Consider the following 22,550-nt stretch of genomic DNA (forward strand, 5'->3'; position numbering starts at 1 on the left):
TAAGAGGAGGCGTGCTTTGAGCGCAGCCAAGATTAAAGTGTTGTGCGTCGATGACTCGGCGTTGATCCGTGATTTGCTGACAGAAATCATCAACTCCCAGCCCGACATGGAAGTCGTCGCCGTTGCGCCTGACCCCATCGCTGCCCGGGATCTGATCAAGCAGCATAATCCTGACGTGCTGACGTTGGACGTCGAGATGCCGCGCATGGACGGTCTCGACTTTCTCGAACGGCTGATGCGCTTGCGACCCATGCCGGTTCTGATGGTGTCGTCGTTGACGCAAAGTGGCTCTGAAATCACGTTACGAGCACTGGAGCTGGGCGCGTTGGATTTTGTCGCCAAGCCGAGCCTGGGTATTCGCAGCGGCATGATGGAGTACGCCAACGAGATTGCCGATAAACTCCGCGCTGCCGCACGCTCTCGACCGCGCCAAGCGCGTCACAAAAACACGCCGCCTCCGAGTCAGCTCAAAGCCCCGATGATGACCAGTGAAAAGCTGATCATCATTGGTGCTTCCACCGGCGGCACCGAAGCCATTCGTGCGGTGCTGGAGCCACTGCCTGCCAATGCGCCAGCGATTCTGATCACTCAGCACATGCCTGGGGGCTTTACACGCTCTTTTGCCGAGCGTCTGGATCGTTTGTGCCGTATTACCGTGAAAGAGGCCGCGGACGGTGAGCGCGTGCTGCCAGGGCACGCCTATATCGCGCCCGGCGACCAACACCTGGAGCTGGCCCGCAGCGGCGCTAACTACGTCGCACGGCTCAACGATGGGCCACCGGTCAACCGTCATCGCCCCTCCGTCGATGTGCTGTTTCACTCGGCGTCGAAGCACGCCGGTAAAAACGCCATTGGTGTGATTCTCACGGGGATGGGCAAGGACGGCGCGGCCGGTTTATTAGAGATGCGCCAGGCTGGCGCGCCCACCATCGCTCAGAACGAAGAGTCTTGCGTGGTCTTCGGCATGCCGCGTGAGGCGATTGCCGTTGGCGGAGCGGTCGAAGTGGTGGCGCTCGACGACATCCCGTCTCGACTGATGGCGCTAATCGCCGCTTCCGGTCGCGCGCAGCGGGTTTGACACCACGATATCGAACATCACCTGGATAGCTATTGACAAGGGAAACGACAACAATGAACCGCTTGCTGCGCAATCTCCGTATCCATACCGCCGTCGTCACGGCACTTGCCTGTTTGGTCACCCTTATTTTGGTGGTGGCCGGACTTGGTGTCATGGCCGATCGCAGTGCGCAGAGTAATCTTGCCACGCTCAATCAGATCGGCAACGAGCAGCTCAACGAGTTGAACCGCGCCGACTCGCTGCTCAATCAGGCCATGCTGGCGATGGAAACGGCGTCCAATCTATTGATGGTGGGTCGTACGCAGCAGTCCAATGAGCAGGTAGAGGTGGCAGCCAATCGGATCGAGCGGGCAGAGGCGCGCTTCAATAACTTTGCAGCGACGCCTCGTACGCCCCAAGGGCAAGCGCTAGGGGAGGCCGTGGAGGACAATTTCCACACGGTGCTCGCGCTCGTCAAGCAGCAGCACGAAAGCTTCGCGTTCATGGATATCAATACCTTCAATCAGTTGCGGGGGGAGTTAGCCCAGCCGCTGGAAGCACTGGCAGCGAGTATTACGGCGTTCGTAGAGTACGGCTTCGAGCGTGTGGCGACGACCCGTGCCGACGCGGAGGCCCAGGGGGATACCTTCACGTTGATCAATGCGCTCGCCGTCGGGATGGCGCTGTTGGTTTCCTTAGCGATCTATATGGGTTTGCGCCGTACGGTCATTGCACCGCTGAACGATGCCGTTCAGCGGCTGGACCGTATTGCTCAGGCAGATTTGACTCAGCCGTTGCCTGAAGCAGGCAAGAACGAAATTGGGCGCCTTTTTGCGGCCATGGCGACCATGCAGCAGAATCTCAGCACGACCGTGACGCGGGTACGTGAGGGCAGCCGAGAGATTCACCATAGTACGCGAGAAATCGCCAGCGGCAACGCGGATCTGTCGTCTCGCACCGAGCAGCAGGCCGCCTCGATCGAGCAAACGGCCGCCAGCATGGAGCAGATGACGGCCACGGTGAAACAGAATGCCGACAATGCTCGTCAGGCCAGCACGCTCGCAGCGGACGCCTCGACCACGGCAGAGCAGGGGGGCGAAGTGGTGCAGCAAGTGGTCGATACCATGCAGGGCATCTCGTCCAGCTCACAAAAGGTGGCCGATATTACCAGTGTGATCGATTCGATTGCTTTCCAGACCAATATCTTAGCGCTCAATGCGTCGGTCGAGGCGGCGCGTGCCGGTGAGCAGGGGCGCGGCTTTGCCGTCGTGGCAGGCGAAGTGCGCAACCTCGCTAGCCGCAGTGCCGATGCGGCAAAAGAGATTAAAACGCTGATCGAGGCGTCTGTTAGTCAAATCAACCAGGGCTCTTCTCTGGTAGAAAAGGCAGGACAAACGATGACCGATGTCGTCACGGCGGTGCGTCGTGTGACCGATATCATGGATGAGATCTCCGCCGCCTCTCAGGAGCAGAGTGACGGGATCGAGCAGGTGAGTCAGGCCGTTGGGCAGATGGATCAAGTGACACAGCAAAACGCGGCGCTAGTGCAACAAGCGTCTGCCGCTGCGGCGTCGCTGGAAGAGCAGGCGAATCGCTTGGAAGAAGCGGTGGCCATCTTTCAGGTGCTGAGCGACTCGTCCGCGCGTAGCGCCCTGCCGGCACAGCATGCCGCTACCCAACGTGCACCGCACAAGCTGGCTCAGAACACATCGGCGGCTGCGGCTCCTGTTGCACCGCCGCGGCATCAAACGACGACCCAGGCCCACGATGAGTGGGAAGAGTTTTAACCCTGACTGAATTCACAGTCACCCAATACATGATGTTAGTGAGAGGATGACCCATGGCCGATAAGAACATGAGCTTCTTGGTAGTAGACGACTTTCCCACCATGCGCCGGATCGTCCGCAGCCTGTTGAAAGAGCTCGGGTTTACCAATGTAGATGAAGCCGAAGATGGTCAAGACGCGTTGAACAAGCTGCGCGCTGGCAACTTCGAATTCGTCGTGTCGGATTGGAACATGCCGAATCTCGATGGTTTGGAGATGCTCAAAGAAATTCGTCAGGATGATGCGTTGAAAGATCTGCCGGTTCTAATGGTGACGGCAGAGGCCAAAAAAGAGAACATCATTGCCGCCGCACAAGCGGGCGCCAATGGTTACGTCGTCAAGCCGTTCACAGCCGCCACCCTAGAAGAGAAGCTGAATAAAATCTTCGAGAAAATGGGTAAATGACGCGGCGGAGCCAAGGTGCTCGGTTAACGAGGAGACAACACAATGAGTCAGAATGAGCAGGGTGGTTCTGCCCAACTGTCCGAAGAAGCCGCTGAAGACCTGATCTTTCGTATTGGTAAGCTCACCCGCATGCTGCGTGACAACATGCGCGAGCTTGGCTTGGACAAGGAGATCGAGAAGGCCGCCGAAGCGATTCCCGATGCCCGTGACCGACTGCACTATGTGGCAACGATGACCGAGCAGGCGGCGGACAAGGCGCTCAACGCCATCGATCGGGCGCAGCCGCTGCAAGACCAGCTCTCTGAGCGTGCCGAAGCCTTGGATAAACGCTGGGGTGAGTGGTTCGAAGCACCCAAGGAACTGGATGACGCCAAGGCGCTAGTCAAAGAAACGCGGACCTACCTGAGCGATGTGCCGCAGATCACCGCAGCGACCAATAAAGAGCTGCTGGACATCATGATGGCTCAGGATTTCCAGGATCTCACGGGCCAAGTCATCAAAAAGATGATGGACGTGATTCGTGAGATCGAGCACCAGCTGGTTCAGGTACTGATCGACAACGTGCCGGGCGCAGAAGCGCGCGAAACGATGCAGCGCAAGGCGGAAGATCAGTGGAAAAACGAGAACGCGCGTCGCAATGAAGACCTTCTCAATGGGCCGCAGGTGAAAGCGAACGCCCCTGATATCGTCACCGGACAGGATCAGGTAGACGACTTATTGGACGAATTAGGCTTTTAATGCCGGGTTATTAGCATATTGTAAGCCTCTGCCTCTGGCAAAATAAGACCCCAGCTCAGCCGTCCTCAAGGGCGGCTGAGCTTGTGGTGTGCCTTATTTTGGTCGACCGACCACTCGTCAGCCGGATGACAGCATGGCAGATAACGACAGCGATCAGGAAAAAACCGAAGAGGCCACGCCTCGACGCTTGGACAAAGCGCGGGAAGAGGGCCAGGTGCCTCGGTCCCGAGAGCTGACGACCTTCCTGATGCTGCTCGGGGGCGTGATAGGTCTATGGAGCATGGGGCAGATGCTCTATGACCAGCTTGGCATGGTGATGGAGCAGGCGTTCTTGTTCGAACGTCGCCAAGCCATGGAAACTACCTCGATGCTGGTCAACGCGCTGGACTTGGGGCAGCGAACGCTCATCGCGATGCTACCGCTCTTTCTGCTGCTCACGGTCATTGCGCTGGTAGCGCCCGCACTGTTGGGCGGCTGGCTCATTTCCTCCAAATCTCTCCAGCCCAAGTTCTCGAAGCTGAACCCGATCAAAGGGATCAAACGACTCTTTTCCACCCAAGCACTGGCCGAATTGGCAAAGGCTATCGCCAAGTCGGTACTGGTGGGAAGTGTGGCGTTCAGCTTTTTATATTTTAATATGGGGCGGTTTTTGGGACTGATGGATCAGCCCATTCAGCAGGCGCTGGTGAGCGCACTGAACATGGCCGCTCTGGCGGCTGGTCTCATCGTGTTGTCGCTGATCGTAGTGATTTTGATCGATGTGCCGTTCCAGCTATGGAACAACGCCAAGCAACTGCGTATGACCAAAGAAGAGGTCAAACAGGAGCACAAAGACTCCGAAGGCGACCCCCATGTCAAAGGGCGTATTCGCCAGCAGCAGCAAGCCATGGCGCGCGGACGCATGATGAGTAAAGTCCCCGACGCCGATGTCATCATCACCAACCCAACGCATTACGCGGTGGCACTGGTATACCAGGAGGGGCGTATGGGGGCCCCTCGGCTGGTGGCCAAAGGCGCGGACGCCGTGGCCGCACGTATCCGTGAAATAGGTGAAGAGTCTGGCGTTCCGAGATTGGAAGCAGCGCCATTGGCGCGTGCCCTGTATCATCATGTCGACTTAGAGGCCGAAGTGCCTGCCGAACTGTATACCGCCGTGGCCGAGGTCATGGCCTGGGCCTATCGCCTGAAGCACGTTGCACAGCAAGGAGGCGAGGTGCCCCCCACTCCCGATAATTTACCGGTTCCCCCGGAAATGGACAGTCCCGGCCGTCGTGCCGGTGGCAATGAGGCGCAAACATGAAAGGCTTAAGCCAGTTGATCAATCAGCGACCCTGGATGAACGACGTGAGCATGAAGCTGCTTGCGGGCCCGCTGCTGATTTTAATGATTCTGGGCATGATGATTCTGCCCCTCCCGCCGTTCGCGCTGGATCTGCTGTTCACGTTCAACATTGCGTTGTCCATCATGGTGTTGCTGGTCAGCATGTTTGCCGAAAAGCCGCTGGACTTCGCCGCTTTTCCGGCCGTCCTGCTGTTCACGACGCTGCTTCGCCTCTCGCTCAACGTGGCCTCCACCCGCGTGGTATTGATGGAAGGCCACGAAGGCGGTGATGCGGCGGGCAAGGTCATTGAGGCGTTCGGCACCTTCCTCGTCGGCGGTAATTTTGCAGTGGGGCTAGTCGTCTTCCTCATCTTGGTCATCATCAACTTCATGGTCATCACCAAAGGTGCGGGGCGTATCGCCGAAGTGGGCGCTCGCTTCGTGCTCGACGCCATGCCTGGCAAGCAGATGGCCATCGACGCCGACTTGAATGCTGGGTTAATTGGCGAAGATGAAGCGAAAAAGCGTCGCGCCGAGGTAGCCCAGGAAGCCGACTTCTACGGCTCCATGGACGGTGCCAGTAAATTCGTTCGTGGTGACGCGGTGGCGGGTCTGGTCATCATGGTGGTCAACATTATTGGTGGCCTGCTGATTGGCATGATGCAGCACGATCTGGGCTTTGCCGATGCCGCGCGTACCTATACGCTGCTGACGATTGGCGATGGCTTGGTGGCTCAGATCCCGGCTCTGGTCATCTCGACGGCTGCAGGCGTCACCGTGTCTCGGGTAAATACCGAGCAGGACGTTGGTCAGCAGATGATCAGCCAGCTGTTCGTCAATCCTCAGGTCATGATTCTAGCGGCGATGGTCATGGGGTTGCTCGGCCTGGTGCCCGGCATGCCCAATTTCGTATTCTTGGTCTTCACCGCGCTGCTGGGCGGCTTGGCGTGGTATCTGATGCGTCGCAAAGAGCAGACCTTGGTCAAAGAGGAGATCGCCACGGCGCCACCGCCTCTTCAAGAGACGCCAGAAGCCAGTTGGGAAGACGTACAGCTGGTTGACACGCTGGGTCTGGAAGTGGGCCACCGTTTGATTCCGCTGGTAGATTCGCGGCAAAAAGGGGAGTTGCTGGGGCGCATTAAAAGCGTCCGTAAGAAATTCGCCCAGGAGGTGGGCTTTTTGCCCCCGGTGGTACACATTCGCGATAACTTAGAACTGCCGCCCAATACCTACGTGCTTTCCATGAAAGGCGCCGAAATCGGCCGTGCCGACGCGCAGCCCGGCAAATGGCTGGCCATCGACCCCGGCCAAGTGTCCGGTGAGCTACAAGGCACGCCAACGCAAGACCCAGCCTTTGGACTGCCTGCGGTATGGATCGATGGCAACCAGCGCGAGCACGCTCAGGTCTACGGCTATACGGTCGTGGATGCCAGCACGGTGATCGCCACCCATCTGAACCATCTGCTGCACCGTCACTCTCCCGAGATGCTGGGGCGGCAAGAAGTGCAAAAGCTGCTGGACAAACTGGGCGAAGACCAAAAATCGCTGGTCGAAGAGGTGGTGCCCAAAGCGATCTCTCTGACCGTGTTGCAGCGAATTTTGCAGAACCTGCTGGATGAAGACGTCTCGATTCGCGATATGCGCACGGTGTTGGACACCTTGGCTGAGTATGCGGGACAACAGAAAGACCCCAATGAGCTGACCGCTCTGGTGCGTATCGCGCTGGGTCGCGCGATTACACAACAGTGGTTTGCTGGCCAGGAGACCCTGCACGTCATGGGACTGGACGCGCAGCTCGAACAAGTATTGATGCAGGCCATGAACGGTAACGGGGCCATGGAGCCGGGGCTGGCGGATACGTTGATGAATCAGGCACAGCAGGCGCTCGAGAAGCACGAAGGCAGTGGTGAAGCGCCCGTGCTGGTCGTTCAACACTCGTTGCGCGCGGTGCTATCGCGCTTCCTACGCCGCCGGATGCGCCACTTGGTGGTGATGTCCCAGGCAGAAATTCCCGACGACCGCACCCTGCGCGTGACCACCCTGGTCGGTGGCCGCTAAATTGGTAACAGGTGAACCATGAGCGTGAGACGTTTTGTCGGAGCCAATAGTCGCGATGTCATGCGCCAAGTGCGCGAAATACTGGGTGACGATGCCTTGATCGTCGCTAATCGCCGCACCGAAGGCGGCGTTGAAATTCTGGCCATGGCCGACGACGCGGTCGACCAGTTCGATCCGTCACCCGCAGAGCCTTCAGAAGTATCGCGAGACGCCCCGGCGCCCGCCGCGGCTTTCTCACTGCCGACACAGCCAGATCCGCTGGAGGCAATGAGCGAGCGCCTGCTCCGAGAAATGCAGGACATGCGCGAGCTGCTCTCTCGCCGTCAGCCGATGGTGGAGTCGCCGCGCGGCACTCAAACGACGTATGAATATCTGCTAGCCATGCTGGTGCGGGTGGGCTTTAGCGCCGAACTCAGCCATGAGGTGCTCGAAGCGCTGCCCGAGGAGTTATTGACCCAGGAAGGCGGCCATGACGCTGCCAGCGCTTGGCTGCGCGAACAGCTCATAGCGCGGCTGAAGGTGCTGGCGCACGAAGATCGCTTTTTCGATCAAACCGGCATCGTGGCGCTGGTAGGGCCTACTGGGGTCGGTAAAACCACGACCACGGCCAAACTGGCGGCGCGTTTCGTCATGCGCCATGGCACTCGTCCGGTGGCGCTCGTGACCACTGATAGCTTCCGCATCGGTGCCCACGAGCAGCTACGCATCTACGCCCGACTGTTGGATACGCCGATGTACGCGCTCGACGCAGAACAGCCTATCGACGAGCTGGTCGGCCGATTGCAAGGCAAACAGTGGGTCATCATCGATACCGTTGGGATGAGCCAACGAGATCAGCGCGTGATCGAGCAGATTGCGCACTTGCAGGGCGGACAGTCGACCGTACGGCTGGTGCTATTGCTCAATGCGGCCAGCCAGCCAGAGACCCTGGAAGAGGTGGTGTTGCGCTACCGTCAGGCAGCGCGGGCCGCAGGGGCCGAGCTCGACGACTGCATCATCACCAAGCAGGACGAGGCCGGGCGACTGGCGCCCGTTCTGGATATCGTAATGCGCCACGGCATGCGCGTACTGTTTGGATCACACGGCCAGCAGGTGCCGGAAGACATGGCCGTGGCCACGCCTTCTGGCCTGATCGACCAAGCGCTCTCGGCCAGTTCGAGCGCTTCGATGGATCAAGGCGGCCCGGCCAGCGCGCCGAGCCTGCCGCGCTGGTCGCGGGATGTGCTAGGCCAGGGGCGCCGGCTGACGTCGGTACTGACTCGGCTGCGCCAACGGGTCGCCGATTTTCACCGTTTGGAGGCCGCCTGGGACATCGCTGCGCTGCCCAGCGTGGTGCAGGATCAGCGTTTAGACACGCTGCTGGCTGGCGCGGAAGCGACCCACGATGCCATGGGCGTCGTATGGTCGCCCAGGCGCAACGAGCGCAACTGTGACTGGTCGATGCCGGACGTGGCGCTCGACGATCAAGGGGCATGGTTGGCACTGACGCGTTTGCAGCATCGCCAACCTGCTGGGTGGCAACCACGATTGGCGGGCTGCGCGGCAGACATCGCCGTTCATCTGCTGCCTACCCTGCCGGAGTCCGACGCGCTGGCATGGCTTAACGACCAGCGCTTGACCTGGGTCAGCGCCGTCAACGCCGGTCAGCGTGTACACTGCCAGGGCGAGCGTCATACCCTGCGCACGCTGTTTCAAGAGAGTACGCTCACCCACCGTGTTGCCATTCGTTTTCGTGGTCAACGCATGCAGCTGTCGACAGCCTACGTGGAGGCCCACGATGCCACCGGCAACGCGGTGCTGGCCTGGGTGGGCGACGTGTGCGATCCAGAAAGCAGCAAGCGTGTCGTGCGCCGCTACTGGCTAACTCCCGCGCGTCTAGGCAGCGACGTTGTATCGCTACTGGTCATTCAGTTACAGAGTGATGGGCTATCCGCGTTGACCAAGCGTGCCTGGCAGCAGCTAAAAGAGGCGGATGGCGGCGAGGTGAGCAGCGAGCTACGCCTGCTCATGGCCAGCGGCGCCGCCGCTGTAGCCAGTCACTTGGATTTGGCCGATGACGACGCGGTGCAAGCGTTGCGAGCCGACCTGTTGCGCCTGCTGGGCAGTCAGCGTAAACGCCGCGATACGGCGCTACTCGACGCCTTGGTGCACGTGTTGATGGCACGCGATGCCATTCGCCAGCTCGGTAGCGTCAGTCGCGAGGACCTGATATGAGCGGCCAGGATCAAGCGGCGGGCCTGCGGAAATGGGCCGATCTACAGCGTCAGCAGCGAGCCGCACAGGACGAACCACAAGATACCCATGCGTCCGCCGCTCCTGCCTCGCCGGTCAGTACTGAAGAGGCGGCGGTGCATACCCAAGACGCTCTGGCGCCCACTGTCGCTGCCGCCACTGAACCGGCGACGGTGACGCCACCGCGCCCTCAGAAACCGCTGGTGGTGATAGGGCTACCGCATACCGGCGCCGCACAAGTCGATAAAGTGCGTGGACGTTTGGGGCAGTGGTCGGCGTTGGGGCGTCAGTGGGCGGGCGACCCGCAGGATTGGCAGATTCAGGTCGTCATGGCCGATACGCCGTCGCTGGCCATGCTGGCGAAGGAGCATGCACGATGGGCGCTATGGGTCACTAGCGATGCCGATGGCTTTGCCAGCATGTACCGTGTGCTTCGAAAAGTGCGAGAGCATGGCGGTCCGCGACGCCTGCTGGCACTCCATGAACCGCACCTGCCGCGTCAGGGGCTGCTGGAGAACTTGCGTGACGCCGCCGCTTACTATTTGGATATCGAGCTTTTGTTGCTTGCACGTTGAGACAGATGATCGGCTTGCTGTCGTTAGCGACCTACGCCGAATAGAGGGCCCGCGTATGAGGCTATTTGCCCGACAGACGTTGATAAAAGCCGTAAAGTTGTTAACAGTGAAAAGGGTGAGCCCCTACGCAGCGATGCTGGCAACCATCATGTGGGTCGTTAGCGTCGAGGCGGCAACGGGTAGCTGGAGCCGAGACGTGCCTGGCGTGTTGGTCGCCATGAGCGACCGCACCAGTCAGAGCCAGGCCATTTCGCCACCAGCAGGCATCCCGCTGGGAGGAGCGACGCTAACGCGCGTGCAGTGGCGGTTCGACACCCCACCGAGTCATCCCGTCAACGCTTGGTTGTGTCACCCTGAGCGCTGCGTGGCACTGTCGGGCATGCGCGGCAGTACCACTGCGCTGGAAGGCATGTTGGCAAATGCGCCGTTGCACTTTCGGTTTGCACTGTCGCCGGGCCAGCGGCCAGTGAGGGTGCAGGGGCTACAGGTGATAGTGAATTATCGGTAAAGGCCGTTCAGCCGCGAGGCACGAGGATGTATACAGCACAAGGCAGGATCAAACAAAGTGAGCTGTTGACCCAATACATGCCACTGGTGCGACGTCAGGCCTTAACGCTGCAGGTAAGATTGCCCGCAAGTATTGAGCTAGATGATCTGATCCAGGCAGGCATGGTGGGGCTATTAGAGGCGCTGGGACGCTTCGATGCTGCCCAGGGTGCCACGTTCGCGACGTTCGCCAGCCAGCGGATTCGCGGTGCCATGATGGACGAGCTGCGCACTCGCGACTGGCTGCCGCGCAGCGTACGTCGTTCGGCGCGGGCAGTGGACGATGCTGTACGCCGCTTGGAGCAGCAGTTGGGCCGCCCCCCTGAAGAGGGTGAAATTGCCCGCGAGCTGGAGATGCCCCTGAGCGAGTACCAGCAGCTGTTAAATGACACCAACAGTGGTCAACTGCTGCCGTTCGAAGAGCTGGTCGCCGATGGCGGTGAGCCGGCGGGTGACGATGCCCAGCATCGGCCGTTTGACCAATTGCTTGATGAGCAGCAGCGACACACCCTGATCGAGGCCATCGAGGCATTGCCCGAGCGCGAAAAGCTGCTGATGGCGCTCTATTACCAAGAAGAGATGAACCTTAAAGAGGTCGGCGCGGTGCTGGGCGTCACCGAATCGCGGGTCTCCCAGCTACACAGTCAGGCGGTGAGCCGTCTGCGCGCGCGTTTACGCGATCACGATGAATCCTAATACCCACTCACCCTACTCGGCGAGGAGCCGTTGATGAACCCATCTACGTTGATCGGTATCTTTGCCAGCATGTTGCTGCTGGTAAGCGTGCTGTTCTTTACTGCAGAGTCGCCCGAAAGTTTTATCAATGTGCCGGGACTGGCCATCGTCATCACCGGTACGCTGGCGGCGACCTTCATCAGCTATCCGTTGAAAGAAGTGCTGCGAGTGGTGCGTTTGGTGGGCTTGGTATTCCGCCGTGAGAATACCTATGTGCGGGACGATATCAACGAGCTGGTGTCCATGTCGCGGCTCTGGTTCAAAGGTGACGTGCGGGCCGTCGAACGGGAGCTCGAACACACCCGCAACCCGTTCTTACGAACCGGTATTCAACTTGTGATTGCCAATACCAAAGAGGATGAGATTTTCGACATGCTGCGCTGGCGTATCGCCCGCTTGAAAGCCCGCGAACACGCCGAAGCGCAAATTTTTCGCACCATGGCGACCTACGCGCCCGCTTTCGGCATGATCGGCACGTTAGTGGGGCTGGTCAACATGCTCGAAGTCATGGATGCCGGAGACCTTCAGGTCATCGGCCCCCGCATGGCGGTAGCACTGCTGACCACCTTCTACGGTATCTTGCTGGCCAACCTCGTGTTCAAGCCCATCGCCGTCAAGCTGGAGCGGCGCACCGAGGAGCGGTTGATTACCATGAACATGGTGCTCGAAGGGATTTCATTGATCACCAAGCGCCGCTTGCCATCGTTCATCGAAGAGACGCTCAACTCCTTCGTAGCGAACTACCACGATGAGATCCGGGACGCCAACGTCAAACCCCGTCCCGACGTTGGCTCCGCATTGAAAGGGTAGCGCCATGCTCGACCGCGACTCACGGCATGCCCTGGAGCTGCCCGCTGCAGTGGGTGAGAGTGACGAGAGCTGGCTAACCAGCTACTTGGACGTGCTCACACTGCTCATCACGCTGTTCGTTCTGCTGCTAGCCTTGGCGCCGCCGAGCGGCGGCGAAGGGCAGAGCCGCGAGGCCCTGAGCGTCGCCAGCGCCGTGACCTCACTGCCGCTCGCTAGCTTGGCCACGGGTATTCAGCCACGCCATGAAGGGTTGCAACCTCATATGGCGGGACTCGACATTCCTGGTGTAAGCGTCTCGCAAGGTCAAGAGGGCGTGACGCTGCGCATCGACGACAGCCTTTTGTTTCCCAGCGGCAACGATGTGCTAACGCCCCAAGGGCAAGATGTGTTAGAACGACTCTCTTCCGTGCTGGCGACTTTCGATGGGCAAATCTCCGTTGAAGGTCATACCGATAACGTGCCTATCTCGACGCCGAGGTTTCCATCGAACTGGGAGCTCTCAGTAGGCCGTGCCATTGCGGTCGTGCGCCAATTAGAGCGGCAAGGCATTGCCATTTCACGTATGCGGGCGGTCGGTTATGCCGACACCCAACCCATGGAAAGTAACGCTACCTCGGAAGGGCGAGCAGCCAACCGGCGCGTTGAACTGCTGCTAAGGCAGCAGGTCGAGGGGTAAAGCACTATCTCGAGGCTATCTGCGTGTCGAAGCATCACTCGCTACTACAATCGTTTGGCGCCGTCATGGTGCTCGACGGTGAGAGTCGGCGCATTCAGGCGGTCAGTCGCAACCTAAACAAACTGCTGGGATTGGCAGACACCGAGCTCCGTGCGATTTCCCCCGCCACCGTGCTGGGCAAGCGGTTGAGCCAACGATTGCGCCAAGAGCTGCATGGACGCCAGCGGTTAGCGAGCCCGCTGGCCTTCCGTCGGCTACATGACACCACGCGCCTGCAGGTTCACGCTTATCGCACGCATCGCCACGTGGTGGTCGAAATCGAGCCCCTCAGCCCGCTGGGCAAACGGCGCCTGCTGGGGACCGTCAACGAGCGCTTGATGCGTCTAGCCGAAGCGACCCATCAAGAAGAACTGCTGGATTATTTAGTGACTGCCGTGCAACAGCTCACCGGTCATGATCGCGTCTCGGTCTGTCATTTCGATAGCGATTGGCACGGGCTGATCGTCGCCGAAGCGCAAGGCGGGCACCTGCCTGCGCTGCTGGGCCAACGCTTTCCTGCCAGTGACTTTCCGATCACGCTGCGCCGCACCTACGAGCGCCATCCGATCCGTTTGATTCATGACGCCAGCGCCCATGCAGAACCGCCGCTGCCGTGTACGCCAGAGGGCGAGAGCGTCGATTTGCGCCACTGCTTTTTACGTGCCCCCGCGCCGGAGCGTCAGCGCTACTTGCAACGGTTGGGCGTACGCGGTGCGATGAGCCTGGCCATGCAGGGTGACACCGGGCTGTGGGGCTTGCTGTTCTGCCACTCGGCAGCGTCTCATCCGGTGTCGCCGCCAGTCCGCGATGCCGTTCGCACCCTCGTCCAGATGGCGACCCAGCGGCTTTTGCTACTCAGGGCTCGACAAGAGGCCCGCTATCTTCAGCGCGTACAAGATAGTTTGGTGCTCTCGACGAATGCCCGTATCGAGCCGCAAAGCCCCGTCGAGTTGTTGTCAGCCCAAGCGGAGACATGGTGCTCGCTGTTTCGCGCCCACGGTGTTGCACTGTGGCTGAAAGGCAGCGTTTACGCGGACGGTCATACGCCTGACGCCGCAGTCGTCGCTCAGTTCGTCAAACGGCTCGACCAAGCGCATCGACACAGCGGGCCTTGGTGTACCCGTGGCGTGGCCAGCGAGCCCTTGACCGAATCCCTGAACATGCCGGACCAATGCGGCATTCTGGCCGTGCCGCTGCCCATGAGCGCGGCTCAGCGCGGCTGGCTGATCTTCTTTCGCCCCGAGCAGGTAGAAACGCTTTACTGGGCGATGCAACCGACCTCGGCACCGCTACCCCCGGTGTTGGTGGCGCCGTCGGCGGCCTGGTGCGAAGAGGTAGTGGGCAAAAGCGAGGCGTGGCAGCGCGTCGAGCGCCTGGCGGTGATGGACCTGGGAGAAGACCTGACGCTGGCGATCTCCGCTTACGAGATTAGCACGCTGAACATGCATTTAGAGCGTGAGCGTAAGGCGCTTGCCGCTGCTAATCAGCGCTTGGAGCAGCTCGCCCACTTCGATCCGCTCACTCATGTGTGGAACCGCTACCGTATCGAACAGGCCATCGATGCCGAACTGGTCGCGGCCAAACGGTACGGTGCTGCCTTTGCGCTGCTGCTATTCGATGTGGATCACTTCAAGCAGATCAACGATACCCACGGACACAGCGTGGGCGACGACGTGCTGGTGTCGCTGGCGCGCCTGGTGGAAACCTCGCTACGCGGCTGTGACCACCTGGGCCGCTGGGGCGGCGAAGAGTTCGTGGTGCTCGCCACGCACTCGGACATGGACGCCGCGGTCGGCTTGGCCGAGCGGCTGCGTAGCCTGGTGGCGACACTGCACGTCAGCGGCCTGGACCAGCCCATCACGGTGAGCATCGGTGTCGCCATTTGGCAGCCCGGCGATAGCTGTAAAACGTTGATGGCCCGGGCCGACGCTGCCATGTATCGAGCCAAGCGTAGCGGCCGTAACCGCGTAGAACTCGCCGAAGAGCGCGTGACTTAAGGCGTGCGGGCCGTCTCGGCGGCCGCACTGCACAACGCTTGCATGCGCGAGATGGCCGCATCTGCACCCGCCAGGCTAAAGGTCATGTACCAAGGCTCCCGCTCGTTCTGATCGAAGCCAAGAAAGAGCTGTTCCCCCGACTGCATTTCCTCGATCAGCGTCTCCATATCTTGCAAATAGAAATGGGCATAAAAGCCGTCATCGCCGCGCTCGGTAATGAACTCCGCCATGGTGTCGATGATCGGCTGGTCGTCGATGCGTAGCCGCGTCGGCACGAGGTTCACCGCACGGCTTTCGCCTTGCTGTTGCGCCAGCGTCACTCGCATCTCGAGCCAAGGTAGGTCGCAGACACCCTGGGTCGTGTTCACGCTGAGCGTAGCGTCTGAGTAGCTGTGGGTCTCCACGGCGCGGAAGTGGCGTTCGTCGCCAAGGCTAAGGGCCATCGACTGCCAGTGCCCGTGGGGTTCGGTAGAACTCACGTTGAACGTGGCCGCCAGCGCCGGGTTCGCCAGCAGGAGCGTGGACAACGCGTAGGAAGAGAGTGCGCGAGTGGGGCTCATAGATCGTATCGTCATCGAAAACCCTAAGCCTATAGCGTGTTGAGAATAATCAAAAGGGTAAGGTGCTGTTTTTTCTATATCTAGTGGGTTTGATTCAAAAAAGCAGCCGATATAGTAGAAAGTCGGGGCTATACTCTCTGGCGATGCCTTGTATCATCGGGCCGTTTTAGCCTCTATTGATCCCTCGTGAAGGAGTTTCGTGACATGAACACCGCAGCCAAGGCGATGAAGACATCCAGTGAGGTCCCTCTGCAGGCCCCCTCAAGAGAGATCTGGGATGCCAAATATCGGTTGAAAGATCGCCATGGCCAGCCGGTAGATCAGGATGTCTCGGCGACGTTCGAACGCGTGGCGCGCGCGCTAGCGGCCGTCGAGGGCGAGCACGCTGACGAGTGGCTGCCCAAGTTCCGCTGGGCGTTGGAGAACGGCGCGATTCCCGCCGGCCGTATTCTCTCCAATGCCGGTGCCGACGCCTACAAACCCGCCGTCAGTCTGATCAATTGCACCGTCTCGCGTACCATCCATGACTCCATGCGCGATATTCTCGATTCCGTGGTCGATGCTGGGATGACCTTGAAATCGGGCGCGGGCATTGGCTACGACTTTTCGACGCTGCGACACAAAGGCGCTTTCGTGTTTGGCGCAGGCGCGGGCACCAATGGCCCGCTGGCCTTCATGGATATCTATGACAAGATGTGTTTCACCGTGGCATCCGCCGGGGGACGTCGCGGTGCCCAGATGGGGACCTTCGATGTCGGTCACCCCGACGTGCGCGACTTCATCCAGGCCAAACGTGAAGCCGGGCGGCTGCGCCAGTTTAACCTTAGCCTGCTGATCACCGACGAGTTCATGGAAGCAGTGAAGCACAACGCCGACTGGCCGCTGGCCTTTCCGCTGCATCCAGGTGAAAAAGAGGACGTTAGTGATGACGACATCATTTACCGCGACTGGCCGGTGATCGAAGAGGGCTACACGGTGGATGATCAGGGGCGCGTGGCCTGCCGCATTGTCGAAGTGATCAAGGCCCGCGAGCTGTGGGACACGATCATGGCCTCCACCTACGACTACGCCGAGCCAGGCTTCATCTTGATCGATCAGGTCAACCGTATGAACAACAACTGGTTCTGTGAAGATATTCGCGCGACCAACCCGTGTGGTGAACAACCGCTCCCACCAGAAGGGGCCTGCCTACTGGGATCGGTCAACTTGACCAAGTTCGTGATCGAACCATTTAGCGCCGAGCCGCGCTTCGACTGGGAGCGCTATCGTAACGTCGTGGCGATCTTTACCCGAATGCTCGATAACGTAGTGGAAATCGCCGGACTGCCGCTTCCCCAACAGCAGCGCGAAATCGAAGCCAAGCGCCGCCACGGCATGGGCTTTTTAGGGCTCGGTTCGACACTGACCATGTTGAAGATACCCTACGGTTCTCAGGCATCGCTGACGTTCACTGAGGAAGTGAGTCGTCACCTCGCGTTGGAAGGGTGGAAGCAAGCGCTGGAGCTCTCTAAAGAGAAGGGCATGGCGCCGGTGCTCGAAGAGGAGCACACCATCACGCCAAAAATGATGCGCGAGCGCCCACAGCTGGCCAGCGACGGTTACGAGGTCGGTGACAAAGTGCCGGGCCGCATTCTGCATGCCCGCTATAGCCAATACATGGCCAAAGTGGCCGAGCTGGAGCCGGACTTGGTGGCGCAGCTCGCCGAGCACGGCGCGCGGTTCACTCATCACAGCTCGATTGCCCCGACGGGCACTATTTCGCTCTCCATGGGCAACAACGCCTCGAATGGTATCGAGCCGTCGTTCTCACATCGCTATTTCCGCAACATCATTCAGTCCGGCAAAAAGACAAAGGAGCAGGTGGAAGTGGTCTCCTTCGAGCTGGCCGCCTATCGCCACTTCATCGCTGCCGATGCGGTAGAAAGCGATCTGCCGGATTACTTCATCACCGCCGACTCGGTGTCGCCCGAACAGCACGTCGCCGTGCAGGCCGCCGCGCAGCAGTGGGTAGATTCTGCCATTTCCAAAACGGTCAACGTGCCGACCGAGTTCCCGTTCGAGCAGTTCCAAGACCTCTATTTGCAGGCGTATGAGAGCCGTTTGAAAGGCTGCACGACCTTCCGCTTCAATCCAGAAGCGTTTCAAGGGGTGCTGGTGCGGGAAGACGATCTCAAGAACACCACCTACGTCTTCGAACTAGAGAGTGGCGAAACGCTGGAACTGACGGGCGATGAAAAAGTGCTCTATGACGGTGAGGAGCACAACGCGGCCAACCTGTTCGATGCCTTGAAAGAGGGCACTTACGGTAAGTGGTAACCAGCGCACGCGTAGGCTTGAGCAACGGTCAAACATTGGGAGAGAGCGTTATGGCGGTCGAAATCACGTCGAAAATTGTCGGTTACCGAATCAAACAGCCGGAACGGCCTACCCCCGAGCCCGTGTTGGCCGAGGAGGACCCGCTGACGGTCCGTATCCCCTCGCGTCCGGAGGGGACGCTGGAGGCGGTGTCGGAGAAGATCTCCTACGTGGGGGCCGAAGGGCGTAAGAAGGTCTATTTGCTGGTGTCGTTCATGCCGGTGGAGGGGGTGGTCGGTGGTCAGCGCGTGGTGATCGAGCGCCCGGTGGAGTTTTTCTTTCCGTCGGGCCAGCTCTCCAGCGAGCATCAGTGGATCACTGCCACGATGCGTAGCCTGTCGCTAGCGGCGCGGGGCGGCTATGTCACGCAGGCCGTGGCGGATCTTCGCAAGGTGGCCTGGGATAAGGGGTTGGTGCGCTGTGGCATGAATCGCTGGGATAAGCCCATGTTTCACGATTCTGAAGTGGCGGCGATTGCTTGGTCGATTCAGCAGATTCTCTATCGGCGTGGCTTTCTGGATCAGGACGGCCACCAAGTGCCGGTCGAGACGCTGGTTGCCCGCTACGCCCACCGAATGCAGCATGGCCATGCTTGGCAGCCCGAGGAGCGTCCAACTGTCGATGAGGCCTCAGGCGCGCCTGTATCCGCCAGCGGCGCGCCGGCCACCGTGGGCACCTGCCCCGAGTGCCGAGGGGACTTGATCATGATGGATGGCTGTCCTACCTGCTACGCCGGATGCGGCTGGTCCAAGTGTGGCTGACGCGCCCCCTTTGCTAAGTGCTGCGCGCTGGGCCAGCGGGCGGCACACGTCGCATCAGCCGTCATCGGAGGATCAACCGTCGAGCAGGGGGCGGACGTTATCGGTCAGGTAGCAGTCATCGAACTCTCCTTCCGTGGCCAGCGCATCCAGGTCGGGAATCGACACGTGGTGGCGGTCGCGGAAGACCAAACCATCCTCGCTGAGCGCGCTGAACGTGCGGCTGACATGCACCGGGCTCAGCCCCAGAATATCGGCCAGCTGCTCTTGGGAGAGCGGGAGACGGAACTGCCCACTAATATCGTCATTGGTTTGGCGTAGGCGCAGGTACATTTCATGGAGGAAGTGGGCCATCTTTTGGCGCGCGCTGCGCCGTGCGAGGTTCACCAACCGTTCGGTGAGCAGCGCCTGCTGACGGCTGCCGATGGCGAACATCACCGAGGTGAGCGGCAGCGACTCACGAAAGAGATCGAGCATCCGTTTATGGGGGAAATGGCAGACCACTCCGTCCGTAATCATGCGCACGTTCTCGAGACGCTGAGAAAACGCAAACTCCCGCAGGCCGATGATGTCCCCAGGGAGGAAAACTTCGAGAATCTGCCGATCACCATTTTCTAGGTGACGGTAAGAGTAAGCCCAGCCGCTGCGCAGCGTGCAAAACTCGTTGGCAGGGGCGCCCATCTCCCATAGTAGCGAACCAGCCTTGATGTCGTCAGGGCTCTCTTCGAGTGAATTGAGCAACTGCTTTTCGTCGTCTGTCAGCGTACAGTAGTGGCTAAAGTGGCGAATAATGCAGCTCTTATCCTGTTCCACGCGTGCTTCTCCTCGTGCAAACCACCTTTGTTAAACGGCGTCGTTACTTACTATAAGCAGTCGTCACGCGGCATGCTCGCTCTTTTGCGTCTCCCGGCGCGTTTGCGCCGGGACGGCCGCTTAAGAGGTGGTTGACGCGCGGTGTCCCCGCTCGAGAAGCGGGGCCAAAAAGCGCCCTGTATGCGAGACGTGCTGCTTGGCAAGCTGCTCCGGGGTGCCTTCGGCAATGATTTGTCCGCCACCCGAGCCGCCTTCCGGGCCCAGGTCGATTAGCCAGTCAGCGGTCTTGATCACATCCAGATTGTGCTCGATCACCACGATGGTATTGCCGTGATCTCGCAGGCGATGCAAGACCGTGAGCAGTTGGCGAATATCCTCGAAATGCAGTCCCGTGGTGGGCTCATCCAGAATATAGAGCGTTTTCCCGGTGTCGCGCTTGGCGAGTTCGCGGGCGAGCTTCACTCGCTGGGCTTCACCGCCAGAGAGGGTGGTCGCGCTCTGGCCCAAGCGAATGTACGAAAGCCCAACGTCCATCAGCGTTTGTAGGCGGCGGGCAATGGCTGGCACTGGGCTGAAAAATGCCAGGGCGTCCTCCACGGTCATCTCCAGCACTTCGTGGATGGTTTTACCCTTGTAATGAATATTCAGCGTTTCGCGATTATAGCGCTTCCCTTTGCACACGTCGCAAGGCACGTAGATATCCGGCAGAAAGTGCATCTCGACCTTGATCATGCCTTCGCCCTGGCACGCCTCGCAGCGCCCACCTTTGACGTTGAAGCTGAAGCGGCCCGGTTTGTAGCCCCGTGAACGTGCCTCTTGGGTGCCCGCAAACAGCTCACGAATGGGCGTGAAAATGCCGGTGTAGGTGGCCGGATTAGAGCGCGGCGTGCGACCAATCGGACTCTGGTCGATATCGATCACTTTATCGAGCTGATCGAGGCCCTCGACCTTCTCATATGGCGCGGGAGTGAGCGTGGTGGCACGGTTGAGCTCGCGGGCCGCAATCGGCATCAGGGTGCCGTTGATCAGCGTCGACTTGCCCGAACCGGATACTCCGGTGACGGCAATGAAGAGCCCGAGCGGCAGGCTGAGGGTGACGTTTTGCAGATTATTGCCCGTCGCGCCGTGTACCACTAGCTGCTTATCGGGATTGCCGGGAATGCGATAGGGCGGCACGGCAATTTCGCGGGTGCCAGAGAGATATTGACCGGTCAGTGAGTGAGGGTTGTCCATCACCTGCTGAGGCGTGCCTTGGGCGACGATTTCACCGCCGTGCACCCCGGCACCGGGGCCAATGTCCAGCACATGGTCCGCCGCGCGAATGGCGTCCTCGTCGTGTTCGACCACGATCACGGTGTTGCCCAGGTCGCGCAGCCGCTCCAGGGTTTTCAACAGGCGATCGTTATCCCGCTGGTGCAGGCCGATGGAGGGCTCGTCCAGGATGTACATGACGCCTACCAGCCCCGCGCCGATCTGGCTGGCCAGACGAATGCGCTGGGCTTCGCCGCCCGAGAGGGTGTCGGCGCTGCGCTCCAGGTTCAGGTAGTCCAGGCCCACGTTGACCAAGAACTCCAGGCGCGCGTGGATCTCGTTGACGATCTTGGCGGCGATCTCGCCTTTACGACCGGGTAAGTCGAGCTCGGCAAAGTAGTTCCACGCCTCGCCAATCGGCAGGTGGACGATATCGGCAATGTTGTGTTCGTCCACGTAGACATGACGCGACTCTTTGCGTAGCCGCGAGCCGCCGCAGGTCGTACACGGCTGGACGGCGATATACTTGGCGAGATCGTCGCGCACCATGTTGGACTCGGTTTCGCGATAGCGGCGCTGCATATTGGGCAAGACACCCTCGAACGCATGTTCCCGAGTGACTTTGCGGCCGCGATCCCCCACGTACACGAACGGAATTTGCTCATTACCGCTGCCGTTGAGAATGATGTCGCGCTCGTGTCGCGCTAAGTCCTGCCAGGGCGTTTCCAGCTCGAAGCGGTAGTGCTTGGCCAGTGCTTGTAACTGGGTGAAGTAATAAATGTTGCGCCGATCCCACCCTTTAATGACGCCTTCCGCCAGAGAGAGCTCCGGGTGGCTGATGAGCTTGTCGGGGTCGAAGTATTGTTGAACGCCCAAGCCATCGCAGGTCGGGCAGGCCCCCGCCGGGTTGTTGAAAGAGAACATGCGCGGCTCGAGTTCGGAGAGCGAGTAGCCACACACCGGACAGGCAAAGCGCGATGAAAAGGCGAGATCCTCCTGCTCGCCATCCATGAAGTGAATCATCGCCGTGCCGTCGGCCAGGTTCAGCGCCGTCTCGAACGACTCTGCCAGCCGCTGGGCAATGTCGTCGCGTACTTTGAAGCGGTCGACCACCACGCTGATATCGTGTTTTTTACGCTTATCCAACGGTGCGATGTCGTCGAGTTCGAGCACTTGACCGTCGATCTGCACCCGCACGAACCCCTGGGCACGCAGCTCGCTGAGCAATTGTAAATGCTCGCCTTTGCGACCCTTCACCACTGGGGCCAGCAGCATTAGCTTGGTGCCTTCGGCGAGATTCATGACTTGGTCGACCATTTGCGAGATGGTCTGGGCTTCTAGGTCTTCCCCGTGCTCGGGGCAGCGCGGTGTGCCGGCGCGGGCAAACAGCAGGCGCAGGTAGTCGTAAATTTCGGTGATCGTACCGACCGTCGAGCGAGGGTTATGCGAGGTGGACTTCTGCTCGATGGAAATGGCCGGAGAGAGTCCCTCGATGTGATCCACATCGGGTTTTTCCATCATCGACAGGAACTGTCGCGCGTAGGTGGAAAGCGACTCCACGTAGCGACGCTGCCCCTCCGCGTAGAGCGTATCGAACGCCAGCGATGACTTGCCGGAGCCGGAGAGCCCGGTAATGACAATCAGTTTGTCACGGGGCAGCTCCACATCGATCTGCTTGAGGTTGTGGGTGCGGGCACCCCTGACCAGAATGCTGTCCATCAACACCTCGAATCGCGTGGCAAAAGCGTAATTATACGTTTGCTGTACCCTTCCCGGCAAAACTGTCTCTGCTGTCGCCAC

18 protein-coding genes are annotated in these 22,550 nt (G+C 60.0%); 15 read left to right on the forward strand and 3 right to left on the reverse strand.

What is annotated here, in order from left to right:
- The first annotated feature begins 16 nt into the window (after positions 1-16).
- From MHM37_RS08470 to MHM37_RS08530, 13 genes are all read left to right on the forward strand, one after another.
- Positions 17-1,078, forward strand: a complete 1,062-nt coding sequence (locus MHM37_RS08470; RefSeq protein WP_239296398.1) for a chemotaxis response regulator protein-glutamate methylesterase — start codon at positions 17-19, stop codon at positions 1,076-1,078.
- 53 nt (positions 1,079-1,131) lie between these two features.
- Entirely contained in the window at positions 1,132-2,844 is a 1,713-nt protein-coding gene (locus tag MHM37_RS08475; protein ID WP_239296397.1) for a methyl-accepting chemotaxis protein, read from the forward strand.
- Between the two features lie 53 nt (positions 2,845-2,897).
- A complete protein-coding gene (gene cheY / locus MHM37_RS08480) occupies positions 2,898-3,287 on the forward strand; it encodes a chemotaxis response regulator CheY (RefSeq protein ID WP_139527816.1) in 390 nt (129 codons plus the stop codon).
- Positions 3,288-3,329: 42 nt separating this feature from the next.
- A complete protein-coding gene (gene cheZ / locus MHM37_RS08485; protein ID WP_139527817.1) occupies positions 3,330-4,025 on the forward strand; it encodes a protein phosphatase CheZ in 696 nt (231 codons plus the stop codon).
- Between the two features lie 133 nt (positions 4,026-4,158).
- Positions 4,159-5,325, forward strand: a complete 1,167-nt coding sequence (flhB, locus tag MHM37_RS08490; protein ID WP_139527818.1) for a flagellar biosynthesis protein FlhB — start codon at positions 4,159-4,161, stop codon at positions 5,323-5,325.
- Entirely contained in the window at positions 5,322-7,403 is a 2,082-nt protein-coding gene (gene flhA, locus MHM37_RS08495) for a flagellar biosynthesis protein FlhA (protein WP_219862357.1), read from the forward strand. The genes flhB and flhA overlap by 4 nt, the downstream gene beginning before the upstream one ends.
- A gap of 18 nt (positions 7,404-7,421) precedes the next feature.
- The gene (gene flhF, locus MHM37_RS08500; RefSeq protein ID WP_239286279.1) at positions 7,422-9,617 is read left to right on the forward strand and encodes a flagellar biosynthesis protein FlhF; all 2,196 of its coding nucleotides are present in this window, start codon (positions 7,422-7,424) and stop codon (positions 9,615-9,617) included.
- Positions 9,614-10,210: a hypothetical protein gene (locus MHM37_RS08505; protein WP_139527821.1), complete on the forward strand. Its 597-nt coding sequence runs from the start codon at positions 9,614-9,616 to the stop codon at positions 10,208-10,210. Before flhF ends, MHM37_RS08505 begins: the two co-directional genes overlap by 4 nt.
- Before the next feature lie 115 nt (positions 10,211-10,325).
- Entirely contained in the window at positions 10,326-10,718 is a 393-nt protein-coding gene (locus MHM37_RS08510; protein WP_239296396.1) for a flagellar protein FlhE, read from the forward strand.
- 26 nt (positions 10,719-10,744) lie between these two features.
- Positions 10,745-11,452 carry an RNA polymerase sigma factor FliA gene (locus MHM37_RS08515; protein WP_139527823.1) on the forward strand — a complete coding sequence of 236 codons (708 nt, stop codon included), beginning with the start codon at positions 10,745-10,747 and terminating at the stop codon, positions 11,450-11,452.
- Between the two features lie 33 nt (positions 11,453-11,485).
- Positions 11,486-12,301: a MotA/TolQ/ExbB proton channel family protein gene (locus MHM37_RS08520; protein WP_139527824.1), complete on the forward strand. Its 816-nt coding sequence runs from the start codon at positions 11,486-11,488 to the stop codon at positions 12,299-12,301.
- A 4-nt stretch (positions 12,302-12,305) separates the two neighbouring features.
- Positions 12,306-12,977: an OmpA family protein gene (locus MHM37_RS08525; RefSeq protein ID WP_153843262.1), complete on the forward strand. Its 672-nt coding sequence runs from the start codon at positions 12,306-12,308 to the stop codon at positions 12,975-12,977.
- 23 nt (positions 12,978-13,000) lie between these two features.
- Positions 13,001-15,013: a sensor domain-containing diguanylate cyclase gene (locus MHM37_RS08530; RefSeq protein ID WP_239296395.1), complete on the forward strand. Its 2,013-nt coding sequence runs from the start codon at positions 13,001-13,003 to the stop codon at positions 15,011-15,013.
- On the opposite strand, the gene MHM37_RS08535 is transcribed toward MHM37_RS08530, so the two are convergent.
- On the reverse strand, positions 15,010-15,573 hold the full coding sequence (locus tag MHM37_RS08535) for a hypothetical protein (protein ID WP_168444417.1): 564 nt from the start codon (positions 15,571-15,573) through the stop codon (positions 15,010-15,012). The genes MHM37_RS08530 and MHM37_RS08535 overlap by 4 nt on opposite strands.
- 204 nt (positions 15,574-15,777) lie before the next feature.
- On the opposite strand from MHM37_RS08535, the gene MHM37_RS08540 reads away from it, so the two are divergent.
- Complete coding sequence (locus MHM37_RS08540) at positions 15,778-17,889, forward strand: adenosylcobalamin-dependent ribonucleoside-diphosphate reductase (protein ID WP_239296393.1); 2,112 nt, start codon at positions 15,778-15,780, stop codon at positions 17,887-17,889.
- A gap of 50 nt (positions 17,890-17,939) precedes the next feature.
- Positions 17,940-18,689, forward strand: coding sequence for a ribonucleoside-diphosphate reductase (locus MHM37_RS08545; RefSeq protein ID WP_239296392.1), 750 nt, complete (start codon positions 17,940-17,942; stop codon positions 18,687-18,689).
- Positions 18,690-18,761: 72 nt separating this feature from the next.
- Here the strand turns inward: MHM37_RS08545 and MHM37_RS08550 are convergent, their stop codons facing one another.
- A complete protein-coding gene (locus MHM37_RS08550; protein WP_153843259.1) occupies positions 18,762-19,499 on the reverse strand; it encodes a Crp/Fnr family transcriptional regulator in 738 nt (245 codons plus the stop codon).
- Between the two features lie 120 nt (positions 19,500-19,619).
- Entirely contained in the window at positions 19,620-22,469 is a 2,850-nt protein-coding gene (gene uvrA / locus MHM37_RS08555; protein WP_239296391.1) for an excinuclease ABC subunit UvrA, read from the reverse strand.
- Positions 22,470-22,550: the final 81 nt, after the last annotated feature.

The sequence above is a fragment of the Halomonas sp. MMH1-48 genome, from assembly GCF_022348105.1.
In the GTDB taxonomy this organism is placed as follows: Bacteria; Pseudomonadota; Gammaproteobacteria; order Pseudomonadales; family Halomonadaceae; genus Vreelandella; species Vreelandella piezotolerans.